The sequence below is a fragment of the Ruegeria sp. BI11 genome (genome assembly GCF_056538005.1).
On the sequence record NZ_JBQFSM010000014.1, the window covers coordinates 32,977 to 49,111 of the forward strand.

11 protein-coding genes are annotated in these 16,135 nt (G+C 56.2%); 9 read left to right on the forward strand and 2 right to left on the reverse strand.

Annotated elements, in window-relative coordinates:
• Nucleotides 1-38: 38 nt before the first annotated feature.
• From ACR0DT_RS21585 to ACR0DT_RS21605, 5 genes are all read left to right on the forward strand, one after another.
• The gene (locus ACR0DT_RS21585) at nt 39-422 is read left to right on the forward strand and encodes a GtrA family protein (protein WP_480712741.1); all 384 of its coding nucleotides are present in this window, start codon (nt 39-41) and stop codon (nt 420-422) included.
• Nucleotides 422-1,753, forward strand: coding sequence for a glycosyltransferase family 87 protein (locus ACR0DT_RS21590; protein ID WP_480712742.1), 1,332 nt, complete (start codon nt 422-424; stop codon nt 1,751-1,753). The genes ACR0DT_RS21585 and ACR0DT_RS21590 overlap by 1 nt, the downstream gene beginning before the upstream one ends.
• A complete protein-coding gene (locus ACR0DT_RS21595; RefSeq protein ID WP_480712743.1) occupies nt 1,750-3,144 on the forward strand; it encodes an SDR family oxidoreductase in 1,395 nt (464 codons plus the stop codon). Before ACR0DT_RS21590 ends, ACR0DT_RS21595 begins: the two co-directional genes overlap by 4 nt.
• A 1-nt stretch (nt 3,145) precedes the next feature.
• Nucleotides 3,146-4,768: a GMC oxidoreductase gene (locus ACR0DT_RS21600; RefSeq protein ID WP_480712744.1), complete on the forward strand. Its 1,623-nt coding sequence runs from the start codon at nt 3,146-3,148 to the stop codon at nt 4,766-4,768.
• A 172-nt stretch (nt 4,769-4,940) separates the two neighbouring features.
• A complete protein-coding gene (locus ACR0DT_RS21605) occupies nt 4,941-7,067 on the forward strand; it encodes a glycosyltransferase family 39 protein (RefSeq protein ID WP_480712745.1) in 2,127 nt (708 codons plus the stop codon).
• An 11-nt stretch (nt 7,068-7,078) separates the two neighbouring features.
• Here ACR0DT_RS21605 and ACR0DT_RS21610 read toward each other — a convergent pair whose 3' ends face one another.
• Complete coding sequence (locus tag ACR0DT_RS21610) at nt 7,079-8,590, reverse strand: NAD(P)/FAD-dependent oxidoreductase (RefSeq protein WP_480712746.1); 1,512 nt, start codon at nt 8,588-8,590, stop codon at nt 7,079-7,081.
• 682 nt (nt 8,591-9,272) lie between these two features.
• Between ACR0DT_RS21610 and ACR0DT_RS21615 the strand changes: the two genes are divergently transcribed.
• Nucleotides 9,273-10,784, forward strand: coding sequence for a PepSY-associated TM helix domain-containing protein (locus ACR0DT_RS21615; protein ID WP_480712747.1), 1,512 nt, complete (start codon nt 9,273-9,275; stop codon nt 10,782-10,784).
• A gap of 10 nt (nt 10,785-10,794) precedes the next feature.
• Here the strand turns inward: ACR0DT_RS21615 and ACR0DT_RS21620 are convergent, their stop codons facing one another.
• The gene (locus ACR0DT_RS21620) at nt 10,795-12,228 is read right to left on the reverse strand and encodes a lipopolysaccharide biosynthesis protein (RefSeq protein WP_480712748.1); all 1,434 of its coding nucleotides are present in this window, start codon (nt 12,226-12,228) and stop codon (nt 10,795-10,797) included.
• 576 nt (nt 12,229-12,804) lie between these two features.
• On the opposite strand from ACR0DT_RS21620, the gene ACR0DT_RS21625 reads away from it, so the two are divergent.
• Genes ACR0DT_RS21625 through ACR0DT_RS21635 form a run of 3 tightly spaced genes read left to right on the forward strand, consistent with a single transcriptional unit; the run spans nt 12,805 to nt 16,134 of the window.
• Nucleotides 12,805-13,722, forward strand: a complete 918-nt coding sequence (locus tag ACR0DT_RS21625; protein ID WP_480712749.1) for a glycosyltransferase family 2 protein — start codon at nt 12,805-12,807, stop codon at nt 13,720-13,722.
• A gap of 13 nt (nt 13,723-13,735) precedes the next feature.
• On the forward strand, nt 13,736-14,698 hold the full coding sequence (locus ACR0DT_RS21630; RefSeq protein ID WP_480712750.1) for a lysylphosphatidylglycerol synthase transmembrane domain-containing protein: 963 nt from the start codon (nt 13,736-13,738) through the stop codon (nt 14,696-14,698).
• Nucleotides 14,695-16,134 carry a protoporphyrinogen/coproporphyrinogen oxidase gene (locus tag ACR0DT_RS21635; RefSeq protein WP_480712751.1) on the forward strand — a complete coding sequence of 480 codons (1,440 nt, stop codon included), beginning with the start codon at nt 14,695-14,697 and terminating at the stop codon, nt 16,132-16,134. Before ACR0DT_RS21630 ends, ACR0DT_RS21635 begins: the two co-directional genes overlap by 4 nt.
• Nucleotide 16,135: the final 1 nt, after the last annotated feature.

Below are 16,135 nucleotides of genomic sequence, written 5' to 3' on the forward strand. Positions count from 1 at the left end.
CGGCAAAATGCACGATGCATTAAATTTGGCGGATTGGCATGTCGGTCAGAAGCGTAGTTACCTTCGTAGTGACGGGGGGGATCGTCACAGCTGTTCATGTCGCGGTTGGGCTGATTGCACATCACCTTGGCGGCCTTGATCCGTTCGATGCCAACCTTGTGGCGTATTCGGTGGCATTCTTCGTGTCCTACTTTGGTCATCGGAATTATTCCTTCCGGTCGCCCGGGCAGATTCGAAGGTCGATGCCGAAGTTCTTTGTAATTTCAGTTATTAACTTGTTTCTGAACCAGATTATCGTTTTCACCGTCTCAGATATGTTTGGGCAACCCTATTGGGTGTCGCTAGGTGTCATGATCGCGATTGTGCCGACATTTACCTACGTCATGAGCAAGATCTGGGCGTTCAGTGACGGTGATTTTTGATGGATGAGTTCGAGGGCATGACGGAGTCGATGGAAATCCGCCCTACGGACAGACCGTCAGAGACACCCGCACCCATCCATGTTCCGAAATTCGCCGTCCTTTGCCTTGCAATCATCCTGTGCGGCCTGGCGCTTGCTTACCTGATGTTCAAGATCGTACAGTTGGCGGATATGCCGGGGTTCGACTTTCGCTACATCTGGCTGGCGGGGGATATGTGGCTTGATGGCATAAACCCGTATGGCAGCAGCTATGAGGCGACAGGTGCTGCCAAGATCGATACGGGGCATATACCGATCATGTGGGTCTATCCGCCAACATGGTGGGCTTTCGTCACGCCCTTCGGGGCGCTGGATTTGAATGCGGCGAATGTTGCCTGGAACATCTGCGGAATTGTTCTTGTCATGGCCATTTGCGGTCTGGCGACCAGCGCGTTCCTAAGGGCGTTCCCCGGGCACGGTCAGGCAATCGCCGAGCGCGCCGGGGGTTTGAGTTTCCTCCCCGTCTTCAGCGTGTTGTTTTTTCTCATGGCGCTGCTGGAGGCCACCGCAATCCTGTTTTCGGTCGGGCAGACGACACTGATCATAGGGTTTGGGATTGCCCTCATGCTTTGGAGCAGGGTCAACACGAACCTCTTCCTCGAAGCGGTCGGGCTGACCCTGGTTATGCTCAAGCCGCAGATCGGGGCGCCAATTGCGATCTTGCTGCTTTTTCTTGATCCGCGTTCGCGCAAGGTGGTTGCCATCGCGTTTGGGCTTTCAATCCTCCTCATGCTGCCATCATTGGCGACGGCGCACAGTTCCATCTTCGATTTCATGCACAACATGGGGGCATATGATGGGTTCACGGCCGCCAATCTTCCGCAATCCATGACCGGGGTCCGGCTGGTTCTGTGGGAGCTGACCGATATTGACATTGGAAACCCCGCAGCCGCCGTGATCGCGCTGATTTTCGTTTTGCTGCTTTGTGTTGGTCCCGGGTGCATGACGCGGGCAATCGACCCCAAGGTCAGGGCCTGGCAGATATATGGGCTTACAAGCGCCATCATCGTCGCGGTCGCGCCGCTGCATATTTATGACTTTGTATTACTCGCCGTTCCGCTGGCACTGCTTTTCACAGGAGGGTGGTTGAGTTCGGCATGCGCCGCACTTGGGGCGCTGCTGATCTGGCGTTCGGAAAATCTTGCCCAAGTATGGGCCTTTCATGCGCCAGATGTAGAGATATTTCCAAGTTCACGCCTAGCGACAATTGGTGCTTTTTTGGCCCTGTTTGCAGTCATGATTATTGTCCTGCAACTAAATAGGCAGGACGCCGATCAGGTGGTTTCGTCATGACACGCACGATCTTTTTCACCGGAGCAACAGGGTTTCTGGGGCAGCATGTATTGCCGGTTCTTGTTGACCAGGGCTGGCAGGTACGTGTTCTTGTGCGCGATGCAGCCCGCGGGAAAGACCTTCCCGATGGGGTGAAAATCTGCGTTGGAAATCTGGAAAACCCAGACAGCTATCGCGCGGCTCTCGATGGGATTGAAACGGTTCTTCATCTTGGTGCGCTGACCGGCAAAGCATCAAAGCAAGAGCATGAGCGGGTAAACCGGCAGGCGACGAAACATCTGATTTCCTCCTGCGTAGCGCAGGGCGTCAAACGCTTTCTGTTCGTCAGTTCCATAGCAGCCGGATATACGGACAAGTCCTTTTATCCTTATGCTGCCGCGAAGGCGCAGGCTGAGCAGGATCTCATGGAGTCCGGTTTGCTATACGCAATCCTGCGACCGACATTGATCCTTGGCAAAGGGTCCCCGATCGCGGATGCCATGGGCACATTGGCGGGTTTGCCGGTTGTGCCTCTGCCGCAGAAAGGCGGCCCTGTCAGTGTTCAGCCGGTTGCTGTTGAAGATGTCGCGCGGGGGATCATCGAAATCCTTAACCGCGACGCATTCAACAATGAAGTGCTGGAGTTCGGAGGGCCGGATGTGGTGCCGATGCAGGCGTTCTTAAGCACAATAGCGCAGCTGCATTTTGGGCGAACGCCACGGATCATGAAACTGCCGCTTCGATTGGTGCAGTGGCCGCTGGCGATACTGGAACCGCTTGCACGTCCGGTGATGCCTGCGACGGCAGGGCAATTTGCAGTTTTTGGTAATGACTCCACGATATCACCGAACTGGTTGGTGGAAGCTTTGCAGCCGCAGATGGCAACGCTGCATGATCAGATCGGCGCGGGTTCCCAAAATGACGACCAGGATGGGCCAACTGCCCCTCTTGGGCCCGCGACGTCACAAGACGATGTAAAAACCGAGGCGAAAGCGCTTGGCAAACACATGACCGGGCAAGAGCCAACCGAGGCCGCGATCCGACATTATTCCAACGCGCTGAGCGAGCTTGGCATGCTGAATGAAGGCAGCCGGTTTGACCAGATGTCTCTGTCCCTTGCTCGCCGCGGTGGGATCGGCTTGTGGCTTGTGGACGGGTTCTGTGGGTTTGCAGACCGGCATGGTGCGCTGCGTCGACGGCAGGTTCTGTGCGCCGCAATTCTGGAAAATGACGCGGCAACACACCTGTCATTTGACGGATCACCAGATATCGGCCCCATCCGGGCACTGTTGCGGCTGGCCGGTGTCGGTATCTCGTCCGGGGCCGCTACATTGGCTGGGATTCTGCTGTTTCTTCCAGTGCGCTTTTGGATGAATCGATCGGCCCCGGCACCGACGGCAGGTTCAGAATAAGATGCATGTCGTTGTCGTGGGATCAGGCCCCAGCGGGGTACATTTCGCTCTGACCGCACTGGAACGCGGGCATGATGTGACGATTGTCGACATGGGAAAGACCGGTGCCGATACGCCGCTTCCGCAGGCCGGGTTTTTTGATCTGAAAACAACCCACCCCGATGCCGTGCGTTATTTTCTGGGTGAGCACTACAATGCAGTGACCCTGCCGGCAGCCGCCGCCGATCAAAACGATGAATATTACGGCCTGCCAGCGTCCAAAGATTATGTCTTTCAACACCCTGATCGTTTCAGTATGCAATCGGATGGCATGTCCTCGCTTGTGTCTTTTGCTGCGGGCGGTCTGGCGGAGTGCTGGACTGGCGGGGCCTATGCGTTCAACGATGACGATCTACGCGACTTTGGCTTCGGTCACGATCATATCGCGCCATATTATGCGAAGGTTGCCGAGCGGATCGGGATCGGTGGGCAGGCCGATGATCTGATGCGCTGGTATCCCATGCATGACGGTTTGCGCGAGCCCATTTCACTGGACCAAAGCAGCGCAGCCCTGATCGAAAAATATCAGATCCGGCGAGACAAGCTGGGGCAGAAGCATCCTGGTATACGCCTGGGCCGATCGCGGCAGGCTGCCTTGTCACGCAGCCTTGGCGCGCGCGATGCCTGCACCAAATGCGGCCGCTGCCTGTGGGGATGTCCCAACGGAGCATTTTATACGCCGTCCCTGACATTGAACGTCCTAAGAAAGCACCCCCGTTTCACCTATGCATCGGGTCGCTTTGCAAGCCATTTCGTCACCACGGGATCAAAGGAACTGGACAGTCTGGTCACTTACTCCACCAACGGAGAGGTTGAAGAAATCACAGGGCAGGCTTTTGTGCTGGCCGCGGGAACGATCAGCAGCGCCAACCTGTTTCTCAGGACGATCTACAAGGCCACGGGCGAAATCGTCAGGTTGCCGGGTCTCATGGACAATCAGCAAGTGCTGGCCCCATTCTTGAACCTGTCCATGTTCGGTCACAGCTATGACCCGTCATCCTATCAATACCATCAGCTGGCGGTCGGCATGGAGGCCGGGCAGCCTGCAAAATTCGTGCACGGGCAGATCACAACGATGACAACCGGCAGCGCCCACCCGGTCATTGCGCAAATCCCCTTGGGCATGAATGCCGGGCGGCAGATATTCAGAACGATCCGGTCAGCGCTGGGGGTCGTGAACCTGAATTTCAATGACACCCGCCGGGCGGAAAATTACGCGACCCTCGATCCTCATAAGGACGCAGGCGGATGGCCCGCACTGTCGCTGACGTATCGATCTCCCGAGGGACAGGATCAGGAAATTGCCGATGCGCTGTCACGGCTAAAGCGGTTTATGCGCGATCTTGGGGCTCCGCTTGTTCCCGGCATGACCCAAATACGCAGCCCCGGAGCCAGCGTGCATTACTCTGGGACATTGCCGATTTCACCCACGGGGGGTGAATTTACTGTCACGCAGAATTGCCGCTCAAACGACTTTGAGAATCTGTTCGTTGTCGATGGATCGGTCTTTCCGGCGCTGCCATCCAAGAACCTGACATTCACGCTGATGGCAAACGCAACAAGGGTCGCGACAAAAGCTTTCTAGCTTTTCTCGGGTCAGCTCAATTTTCCGGGGCTAAAAACCGCAGACTTATGGAACCATACTGTTGCGCGAAACTATGCCTCAACCTTATCATTCTTACGTTTCTGATTTTAGGCACTTTGCCGCGTATGACAGTTGAATATGGTTAAAGAGTTCGCGAAGGATATTAGTATAGATGGGTACAACTGGCACGATTGACGATATTCCGCCACGACCCACGCAGCGATGGCGGATCACATGTGCAGCCTTGGCCAGCCTGGCCGCAATACTGGCATTCATACTTGCCGTGCAGCATACGTTCATTGATTTGCGCGAACTGGCCCGTTGGTGGCTGCTGATGGCGGCTTGGGCGCTGATCCTTATGGCCTTGTTTACACTATGGGGCGCAATGCTATCGGGCCTTTTGACGTTACTTTTGTTCATAGGGGGGGCTGCCCAACTCTACGCAACTGAGCCGCTTTGGTATCCCGAGCTTTATCTTCCGCCACGCTCGACAATTGAAACGGCGATGTTGGGCCTAGTGTTGATACAGGCCATAATCTCTTTTGCTGTAATCTTATCGCGCGTAGATCGCGGTACACTGCAACGCATCACCGATGCATTCGGTATAATGCGGATTGTTCTATTCCTGTTGCTAAGCGGCGCATTCACAGTTCCGATTCTCAACTATCTTCGTTTGGATGATATCGGCGGCTACATTGTGCAATTAACAGTTGGCACAGGCCTTATTGCCGCAAATCTGGCAACAGTCATCGCAATCGCGTTGACACTTCCCAAAGGCATAACCCTGCCAACCGGCTGGCGATGGGTGTGCTGCCTGGCGGCTGGTTTTCTGGCTGCAACACTTCTATTGGCATGGTTTTCTTTTGAGCGGATTATGCATGTTCAGGACGAACTTGCATATATTTTCCAAGCCAGAACCTACGCAAACGGCGCGCTGTTTGTGCCCGCTTTACCAGAAGCTGCCCGTGATGCATTTTCCCATTTTCTGATGGAAACCCAAAATGAACGCTGGATTTCCGTCGTGACGCCCGGATGGCCCGCTGTATTGGCCGTGGGTGTTCTGATCGGAGCACCCTGGTTGGTCAATCCCACCCTCGGCACCGCGTCGATCCTTCTGGCCTACGGCGTATTGAGAAGATTAACGGACGCCCGTCTGGCGGCAATTGGTACTTTGTTGTTGGCGACATCCCCCTGGCTTATCGCAATGTCCGCGTCTTTTATGGCCCACACCCTTACATTGTTCCTTCTCTTGCTTGCCTGGCTCTGCATCCTCAAAGCCGAAGAGACCAGGCTGGGAACAGCAGTCTTGATGGTTTTTGTCGCTGGTCTGGCGATGGGGTGGATATTTCTGTCACGTAACCTTGATGGTTTGCTGCTTGGAATTATGACCGGCCTATTTCTGTTATGGCGTGGTGGCGTATTACGTCATCCGCTCACCCTGCTCAGTTACAGCGCGGGTTGTGTGGCGGTCGGCGGTCTGATCTTCCTTTACAATGCCTACCTCACCGGAGACCCGCTCCTCACGCCATTGTCGGACTACACGAGTCGGTTTTGGTTAGAAGGCTCCAACGCTTTTGGGTTTGGACAAAATGTAGGTCCGGTGCCCGGTTGGGATTTCATGGAATTGTATGAACACGAGCATTCTCTGTTTGAGAGCGTCGTGAATACCCTCGCCAATATCAGTGCGCTTCATACAGACTTTCTTGGTTGGGGGCTGGGATCGCTTGCCCTGGTCTGGGCCTTGCTGCTCTTTGGGCGCATGAATGGGACCGACTGCATGATGATTGCGATCATAGCGGTGATCATCGTTGCACATGCCTTTTATTGGTTTGTCGCAATCTTTTACATAGGACCCAGATACTGGTTCATGACCCTCATTCCCCTGGTGATACTTTCGTCCAAAGGATTTGTGGCAATCGGCGCACGACTGGAAGCCGCTGGCTTCCGATCCGCGCCAGGCCGGCTGAACATGGTGCTGCTCATCCTGTGCCTGTTCTCTGTCACGGTCTTTCTAAGCTACAGAGGCCTTACAAGATATCACGATCACCGCGCCTATAGTGACCACTATCGTTTGCTTGCGCTCCCTGAAACAGAGGCGGGTGCAAAACCGCTTCTACTGATCAAAACCGGCCGTCAGCTCGCATCCGCGTACTTCCTGAATGATCCCTGGTTTCCATCAAACAAGCCCGTCTACGCCGCAGATCTCGGCCCCGAGAGCAATGCCGCGGTTATCGCGGCTTTCCCGGATCGGCCTGTTCTTTACTATGATGAAAGCAGCAATACCTTCCGGCAGGAATAGCGTCGGCATACTTAACCGGCCTTCTGCTCTTTCGAATAGTGGTTCTGAACGTCCGTGTCTTGTCTTCGGGTTGCATCCCTTACGGACTTGGCTTCGAACTCCTCATGATAGGACCGTTCGACATTGACGTCCCACACGTCGTTGTCCTCACCCATGATGTTGCGGACCGCATACATCGCCGACAGCATCGAATGATCCTGATTGTTGTAGCGATGCAAGCCATTGCGTCCGACAGTCTGGAAGTTTTCGAGCGTCTTCAACCAACCACTGACCGTCTCAAGGGCCTCTTTGTAGTCACCGTCATAAACGGGATAGGCCTTGGGTTGCCGGATCACGGCACAATCGATGACATCGCTGGCTTTGGCCAGATTAAGCTCTTCCAGTTCTTTACTAGCAAGCTCTTTGAGATCTTCGTCAGCAGCCGACCACAGGCCATCATCCTTCTGGCAGAAATACTCCATCCCGATTGACGACGTGTTCTGGTCAGGAAGCATTTCCTTGGACCAGGCGCGGAAATTCTGGATACGGCCCACTTTGACTGACGGGCTGTGGATGTAAATCCAGTTGTCAGGGAACGGGTCCGCGTGATCAAGGATCAGCGTCACGATCAGAAAGTCGCGGTATCTCAGACGGTCGGCCGCCTCGACGATTTCTGGCGGTGGCGGCGGATCGAAAGCATGGATCAGATCACGGACGGCCATCGAGTTGACGAAATGCTCGCCTTCGACCCGCTCGATCTTTTCACTCTGTCCGTCATTTTCATCCCACCGGCGAATGTCGACCGAGGTCACGCGATTGCCATCACGGTTCACCTTCACCACTTCCGATTTCATCTGAACGGTGCCGCCCTTTTCCCGGATCAGATCGCGGGCTTTTTCCCACATCATTCCGGGGCCGAGGCGCGGATACTGGAACTCTTCGATCAGGCTGGCCGTGTCATTGGCGCCTGAGATGGCATTCCAAACCGCTTTTGGCAAAGACAGGTTCTTGATCCGTTGCGCCGCCCAGTCGGCCCGGATTTCAGATGGCGAAATTCCCCAGACCTTTTTGGTATAGCTGTGGAAGAAGTGCATATACAGCCGCCCGCCAAAGCGGTTGATGACCCACTCTTCGAACGTGTCTTCCTGCTTTTTCGGCCGCAGCTTCCATTTGATGTAGCTGCCGATAATCCGGTATGTCTCGTAAGGTCCGATATTCCCGAGCGCGTTGAAAATCCGCAGCGGATAATCATAGAATTTTCCTCGGTAGAAGATACGGCTGAGGCGCGGAACGGTGATAAAATCGTCGCCCATCACCTCGTGCCACATATCTTCAACTTCGCGTACCTTGGTGAAGTACCGATGTCCCCCGATATCGAAACGGTAGCCCTTGTGGGTTTCGGTCCGCGAAATGCCCCCGACCATGTCCGAGGCCTCATAGACCTGAGGAACATGCGTGTCGCTTAATTTCTGAAGCTCATAGGCTGCTGTCAGCCCGGCGGGTCCGCCACCAATAATGACGACTGGAACAATATCCTGTTTCAAATGACTAACACCCATACTCATACCAATACCTTTGCATCAGGCTACAAGAGGTTCCCTCTGATTCACAGACAATTTCTGTTTCGGCGTCAGAATAGCGGAATCGTTTCACCTGGGTAGATATCTGGCTACCCCAAAAGGATGCCATCTTTCCGGTTTTTTATATGCGCGCCACTTAACAACCAGATGGAAAAACCGGCGCGAGGGTCAGAAAACTTTAGGCCGTAACCACGCTGCATTCATCTTGGAAATGAGCAATCACCTTTTGCAGGATTGTTTTCTGACCTCCGGCAACCAATTGAATTAATAAAGCATTTGGTTCCTGACGGAGAGAGCAAGAGAGACCCACAGCAGTTTTGGACCGGTTCGACAGGTCATTCCCATCCAGCGTTCTTTGGATCAGTTGTTCAAATCGCGTTACGTTTGAAAGTATTGAGGGATGCAGATCAAATGACGCCCGGCAACAGGATCAACAATACGCCCCCACCCTTTGCATTGTGCACGCCGAAGGATTGGCCGATTTGGAAAAACCCGGTCAGCCCTGTCGCCAGATGCGTAGCACAATTCGCGGCATTCACCACAACCGCCTCATCCTAATCCTTTGCGCGAATGCGGCTGAAATACTTGCCCTTTTGGACCTGCCCGATTGTTGTGTCGGGCAATTCAATAGTCTTTAATTGTTCATATGAACCGTAAACTGCGCAACATCCTCTTCAGGATTCACCTCTGGCTGGGGCTGCATCTGTCAGTCTTTTTTACCCTTATGTTTCTGACAGGTACGTTCCTTGTTGCCGGGGTCGAACTCACGTCGATCGGACGGCCGGGAATCTGGACAACCATCGCCAAAGAGGACCGCACCGCCAGTTTCGGAGCAATCTATGACGGCATCAAAAGGACCCATCCCGAAAGCAGTGTTTTTGTAATCGAAAAGCACCCGGCCCCTTGGTTTGCGGTGCTTTCTTATGGTCGCACAGGGTGGGGTGAACCAGTTAATTTCTGGACGGACCCTTCAACTGGACAGGTTGCGGCAGCTTATGAGGCCACAACTCCAAACCTGCGCAGCATTGTGCGCGAGTTTCATGACTCATTTCTAACCGGGAAAACCGCAGTATTCCTTCTGATCTGCTCCACATCGGTCCTCTTGTTTTTTCAGATTGTCAGCGGACTGATCACTTACCGGCGATTTTGGAAGGGGTTTTTCCGATGGCCATCCCGCTCCGGTGGTCTCCGGTCATGGGCTGGTGGTTTTCATCGGCTGGCCGCTGTCTGGGCCACACCTTTGATCGTTGTGATCGCAGTGACCAGTTTCTATTTCATGTTTGAAGAGCTGGGATTTAAGAGTTCCTACCCCACTCCACAATCGCCTGTTGCGCGCTCGTCCACCCTTCCGCCCGGTTTCGATGCCGCCTTGATTGATCGGGCCGAGGCCCAGGCCCGCGCCGCATTACCGAACTTTGAACCGACGGTCCTGGTCCTGCCCCGCGACATATCTGAAGGCCTCGAGTTTATCGATCACGTGAAAGGGGTGTCAGAATTCTGGGGGGAAAGAGTTGTCCTCATCGACCCGGCAACGCTGGACATTCTTGGCGCCTTCACACCCGAGGATAACGGTGGGCTTGCCCGCTGGAATTACATGATGAACGTACTGCATTATGGAACTTGGGGTGGCGCTTTTTCAATAGTGCTTTGGGTGTTTTTGGGATTGGCCGCCATTGGCGTTGCCTTTTCCGGTGCCCTGATTTTCGCGGCACGGCTTGATCCCGAAGCCGCGCAGTATGGGCCCCTCAGGCGCGTCTGGCGCGGGATGGGGATCTTTCGATGGGCTTATGTGTTGCTTTTGCTGGGCGTTCTGTTCGCCGGGTATGCGCGCCATGGCCCCGGTTCCCAGGTGTCAACGGTCGTCCACCCCATTGACGCCTCCGGGTCTGAGGCCCGCCTGGTTCTGAGATCCCCTTTCAGGCACGGCACTCCGCTTGATATCGAGTTGCTGGTCGGGGAAACGGGTGTCGACACCGCCTCGGTCGCATTCAACGGTGACGCGGCCCAGCCGGTCGATTTGCTGCCGCATGAAGCAACAGCGCAGGCGTATTTCCGGTATGAACCTGACATTTCGGAAAACGAAATCACTGCCCGGCTCACAAAAAAGGATGGAACCGAGCGCATCGTCACCTTCCGAATGGGACGACCCATTTGGTAAACCTGCCGCTTCAGGTCTGGCCCGCCAATACTTTGAGCAAAACAAACCTGTTGCGCATGAACACAAGTGCGAGCCCGGTGTAAATCACGACACCTGACAGCGTTCCTGTAACCAGCAGCATGATTTGCGGCTGACCTTGAATAAGGTGCAAACTCCCCCAAACACCTACAACCATAATTCCCGCCGCGACCAATGGCGGAATATGAATAGAAACAAGGCCCAGAACCGGCTGCTCTGAGATCATTGCCAGATTGGCGAATTTAAACGGCCATACGATGAGGAATGCGGCAACAAAACCCGCCGTCACTGCCGTGATCCCGTATGGCGCGGCAAGGAAGATCGCAGCCGCCGCCAGTGCCACCTCGATCCAGGACAAAACGGCCAGTCTGCCTGCCTTACCTGCAGCCAGACAATAGGTCTGCTGAACCTTCTCGACGCACAGATACATTCCAAAGATCGACATCAGGCTCAGAACCGGGGCAGCCGGAGCCCATTTCTGTCCAAACAGTAACACCAGTGCCGGCTCTGCCAGAACCGCCAGTCCGGCAAAGGCCGGAAAGGCCACAAACCCGGTCAGCCGCATGACCTTGAACAGCAAATCCACAGCCCGCTCCTCTCCTCCGCTGGCCGCTCCGAAAGCGGGTTGAGCGACGGTGCGCAATGGCGTGATCAAAAGGAATGACGCAATCTCGATCACCCGCCAGGCAATCGAATAATATCCAGCCTGCACCGGCCCAAGAACCGCGCCGATGACAACCGCCGGGGATTGCACCGCGGCCAGTTCGGCGGCCCGCAACCCAATGATGCGATGACTGAAATGCAAGATCTCACGTATATGATCCCGGGACACCTGAAAGGCCGGACGCCAGGATACCGCGCCCCAGGCCATCACGATATTGGTGGCCGTCATCGCCAGCCGCTGACCAACCAGACTCCAGGCTCCGTACCCAGCCAGGGCCATGCCGATGCCAACAACCCCTCCGACCATAGCCCCCAAGGCCGCCCGGATGGCCAAAACGCGGAACCGCATCTCGCGCCGCAGGATCGCCACTGGCACCGCCGTCAATGCGATCATCAACACGGTTGGGGACAGGCCGACCAGCAACGGACCCGCAGCCGGTTCCTTATAGAAATCCGAAATCAGCGGTGCGCCCAGATAGAGCACGAGGGTCAGAACCGCCCCCAACAACGCCAGCAGCCAGAAAACCGAATTCAACCGTTCGGGCGACAGCGCATCATGGGTCAGCAGGATGTCCGAGATCGTTTCGCGCACCAGAAATTCGGAAAACAACACAAATGCCGCCACCATCGCCAGCAGGCCAAACGCCTCGACCCCTAAAAGCCGGGCCAGAATGGCGAAAATGATGAAGTTGAAGGCCTGCTCGACCCAAATTCCGACGGACATCCAGGCTACACCGCTGGTGAAACGCCGTTCCAGTGTCATCAAACCCCTTCCCGCAGCTTAGCTGCGACACGAAACCGCCTGCCTTCTCAGCTGCACCGTAGCTGTTGACGGATAATACTGTCGAGACGGCCAACCCCTGTTCAAACCCCTTCGGACAAGAGTCGCAGACCTTTGGTTTATCCTGCCAACGTCTCAATAATCCGCCAACGGTAAGCTGCGCTGCACGGCAGGAGTTTTCATCCACTTTGGGATCAAAGGGGTGAAGAGGCCACTATAGGTGCCGTTTCGGAAATAATCGTGCCAAGGCGCCACAGCCTAAAAAACCCCACGGTTGAGCGGGCCTGTTTCCATGGATACCGCCAAAGCCCTTGCTGTCATTTTTGAAATACAGGGTAGGATTACAACACGGTGGCAAAAAATACGGCAGATGACACACAAGGTTTGATGCTAGAAAACCCGAATTTGGTCAAAAATATTGTCTATATTCAGCTTGTCTGTGTTTGAATACTATAGGCGGCGGAAGGAATTGAGCCCGTCACACGCTGAATATCACGCATGCCATACGAACGAGGCGGGGCAGAATATATATTAAGTACGTAAAGGGTTTCCATTTTCATGAACAAGGTTGCCGAGCAGATCACCCCGGACAACACCACAACCGGTGCGCCGGACACATCAGGCATGAGCCTGAGCGTGGTCATCCCTGCCTATAACGAAGAGAACGCCGTCCGTGGCACTGTCGAGGACGTGCGCACCCATCTTGAACCGCTGGGCATTCCGTACGAGATCATCGTGGTCGACGATGCCAGCCAGGACAACACCCGCGCAGAGGCCGAGGCCAGTGGCGCCACCGTCACTTTCAACGATGTCAATTCCGGCTACGGCGCCAGCCTCAAACGGGGCGTGCGGATGGCGCAGTATGAATATGTGGCCATCTTGGATGCTGACAGCACATACCCCGCGCGCTATCTGCCCGGGATGCTGGCCATGTGCCGCGATCAGGACATGGTGGTGGGCGATCGGGGCGCCGCAATGAAGAACGTGCCGCTGCTGCGGCGGCCGGCCAAGAAGTTCCTGTTCGCCTTTGCCTCATTCCTGGCTGAGCGCAAGATCAACGACCTCAATTCCGGGCTGCGTGTGTTCCGCAAATCCGAGCTGATCCCGTTCCTGCCGCTGCTTCCACAGAATTTCTCGTTCACCACCACGATCACGCTGTGCATGACCTCGAATGGTAAGCGGATGATCTATACACCGATCGAGTACGGCAAACGGGTGGGCAAATCGAAAATCCGGCCGATCGACTTTCTGAACTTCATCATCCTGATCCTGCGCATCAGTACCCTGTTCAACCCATTGCGGGTGTTCATCCCGCTGGGGCTGGCGTTTTTCACTTTGGGCACGGTGAAGTTCATTATCGACATGTTCTACTGGAACCTCAGCGAAACAGCGGTGTTTTCCTTCCTGGCGGCAATCATGATCTGGTCTCTGGGGCTGATCGCCGACATGATTTCGCGGCTGCACCTCAGACCCTGACATGAGCGGCGGTATGCTTTCCGATCCAAATCAACGGCGCTGGCTGATCCGGGTGGTCGGGTCGACGTTGGTGCTGGCGATCCTGTTCTGGATCCTTCCAGCCGAGGCCATCGTGGCGGCATTCAAGGCGATCCCGATCTGGGTGTTCCTGAGCGTACTGGTCCTGTTTTTGTTGGCCCATGTGGGTGCGGCGATGAAATGGTGGCTGTTGTTGGGTCGGGGGCTTCCGCCCCTGCTAGCCATCCGGGCGCATTTTGCCGGTCTGGCCGCTAATCTGTGTCTGCCCGGTGCGATTGGCGGCGATACAGTGCGCGCCGGGATAGCGCAGACGGCGATGAAAGACGGGGCACGGGTCGTCGCGGGCGCAACCGTGGATCGGCTGATCGACATGGTGGCCTTGTTGACCTTGTCCTGTCTGGGACTTGTCCTGACATGGGAACGTGCCGAGGGCGGACATATGATCGTGCCAGTGGCGCTGATCTTGCTTGCGGCGCTGGCGGGTATGGTTGCGCTGCCGCGCCTGCTGCCCCTGCCCTGGCGCTATATTCCGTCTCTGCCCGGCAAGGGCTTTGCGCATCGTCTGGCCGATGCGCTAGCCGGGATGGGGCGCAAGCCGGGCACGCTGGCTGTTGCCTTCATTGCGTCGGTTTTGATCCAGCTGCTGCTGGTCATGCTGGCCTGGTGGCTGGCCATCGCGGCCGGTGTCGATGTGGCAGCCGGGCCGTGGATATTTGCCTGGCCGCTGGCCAAGATTATCGCAGTTCTACCCGTATCGCTGAACGGGTTGGGCCTGCGCGAGGCAACGTTGGCGGGCTTTCTGGCCCCCTTTGGCGCCAGCGCGCCGGCGGTCGTTGCCGCCGGGCTGGTCTGGCAGGTTGTTCTGTTTACAGCGGGCGGGTTTGGCGCGCTGGTTCTGACCATGTCCGGGATGCGGTTCAGCGCTCCGGCAAATTCCCAAAAGGAAGAGTGCAAGTGACGGATGTTTCCCGACCAACAGGCGAGGACAAGCCTGAAATCATCATACTCGGTGCCGGACCCGCAGGTCTGGCCGCCGCTTACGCCCTGACCGGGCAGGCAAAGGTGACCGTGATCGAACGCGCACCCATTGCAGGTGGCAATTCGGCCTCTTTCCCGGTCGAAGGCGTGATCTGCGATTATGGCTCGCACCGGTTTCATCCAGCGGCAGAGCCTGAGGTGCTGGCTGATGTGAAAACTTTGCTCGGTGACGATCTGCTGCTGCGCCCACGGCATGGCCGCATCCGGCTGGGCGGCAAATGGATTCACTTCCCGTTAAAACTGACCGATGCGCTGATGCGCCTGCCCAAGCCTTTTGCCGCGTCGCTGATAGGGGACATGGTGCTGAAGCCGTTCCGCAAGAAAAGCACGGGTCCCGAGACATTCTCGACCGTGCTTTATGACGGGCTGGGGCCGACGATTTCGGACAATTTCTATTTCCCCTACGTGCGCAAGCTGTGGGGGCTGGACCCGGACAAGTTGGCGGTCAAACTGGCCGAGCGCCGGGTCGGCAGCGGATCGGTCGGCAAGATCCTGATGAAAATGCTGCGCCTGCTGCCGGGGCTGCGCAGCGAAACCGCCGGACGGTTCTTCTATCCGCGCAAAGGGTTCGGACAAATCTCGGACGCGATGCTGGAAAGCGCGCGCGCAAATGGCGCCACCTTCATGTTCAACACCGAAATCACCGGGATTGACCGGGACGGCGACCGTATCACCGGCCTGACGATCCGCGACGGCGATAGCGAGCGGCATGTGACCGGCGATCTGATCCTGTCGACCATTCCGCTGACCGGCCTGACGCGCCTGATCGACGCGCCTCCGGCGGAGGTGGTCGAGGCTGCCCGCGCCATCCGGTTCCGGGGTATGATCCTGCTGTATCTGGTGCTCGAGACAGACCAGTTCACCGAGTTCGACGCGCATTACTTCCCGGAACTGTCGATCCCGATCAGCCGGATGTCAGAGCCCAAGAACTATAATGCCAGTGGCGCGCCGAAAGGCGTGACCGTGCTGTGTGCCGAACTGCCCTGTGACCCAGATGAAAAGTGGTGGTCCATGTCCGACGAGGAACTGGGGCAGGAGTTCACCAAATGGTTGGACCAGTTGGGTCTGCCGGTTACCGTTCCGGTCCGCCGCTGCGAAACCCGGCGGCTGAGCCACGCCTATCCGGTCTATGATGTGGGGTACGAGGTGCGGTTTGATGCGGTTGATCAGTGGCTCTCAGATCTGGACGGATTGCTCGTATTTGGACGTCAGGGTTTGTTCGCCCATGACAACACCCACCACGCCTTTGCCATGGCCTATGGCGCAGCGGATTGCATCAACGGCAAAGGGCAGGTCGACCGCGCGAAATGGAATAAATATCGCGAGGTCTTTGCCACCCATGTGGTGGAAGACTGAC

Coding starts and splice junctions, on each gene's coding strand:
- ACR0DT_RS21625 (WP_480712749.1), top strand. CDS start 12,805: ATGAACAAGGTTGCCGAGCAGATCACCCCGGACAACACCACAACCGGT.
- ACR0DT_RS21630 (WP_480712750.1), top strand. CDS start 13,736: ATGCTTTCCGATCCAAATCAACGGCGCTGGCTGATCCGGGTGGTCGGG.
- ACR0DT_RS21615 (WP_480712747.1), top strand. CDS start 9,273: ATGAACCGTAAACTGCGCAACATCCTCTTCAGGATTCACCTCTGGCTG.
- ACR0DT_RS21605 (WP_480712745.1), top strand. CDS start 4,941: ATGGGTACAACTGGCACGATTGACGATATTCCGCCACGACCCACGCAG.
- ACR0DT_RS21595 (WP_480712743.1), top strand. CDS start 1,750: ATGACACGCACGATCTTTTTCACCGGAGCAACAGGGTTTCTGGGGCAG.
- ACR0DT_RS21590 (WP_480712742.1), top strand. CDS start 422: ATGGATGAGTTCGAGGGCATGACGGAGTCGATGGAAATCCGCCCTACG.
- ACR0DT_RS21620 (WP_480712748.1), bottom strand. CDS start 12,228: ATGACACTGGAACGGCGTTTCACCAGCGGTGTAGCCTGGATGTCCGTC.
- ACR0DT_RS21585 (WP_480712741.1), top strand. CDS start 39: ATGTCGGTCAGAAGCGTAGTTACCTTCGTAGTGACGGGGGGGATCGTC.
- ACR0DT_RS21600 (WP_480712744.1), top strand. CDS start 3,146: ATGCATGTCGTTGTCGTGGGATCAGGCCCCAGCGGGGTACATTTCGCT.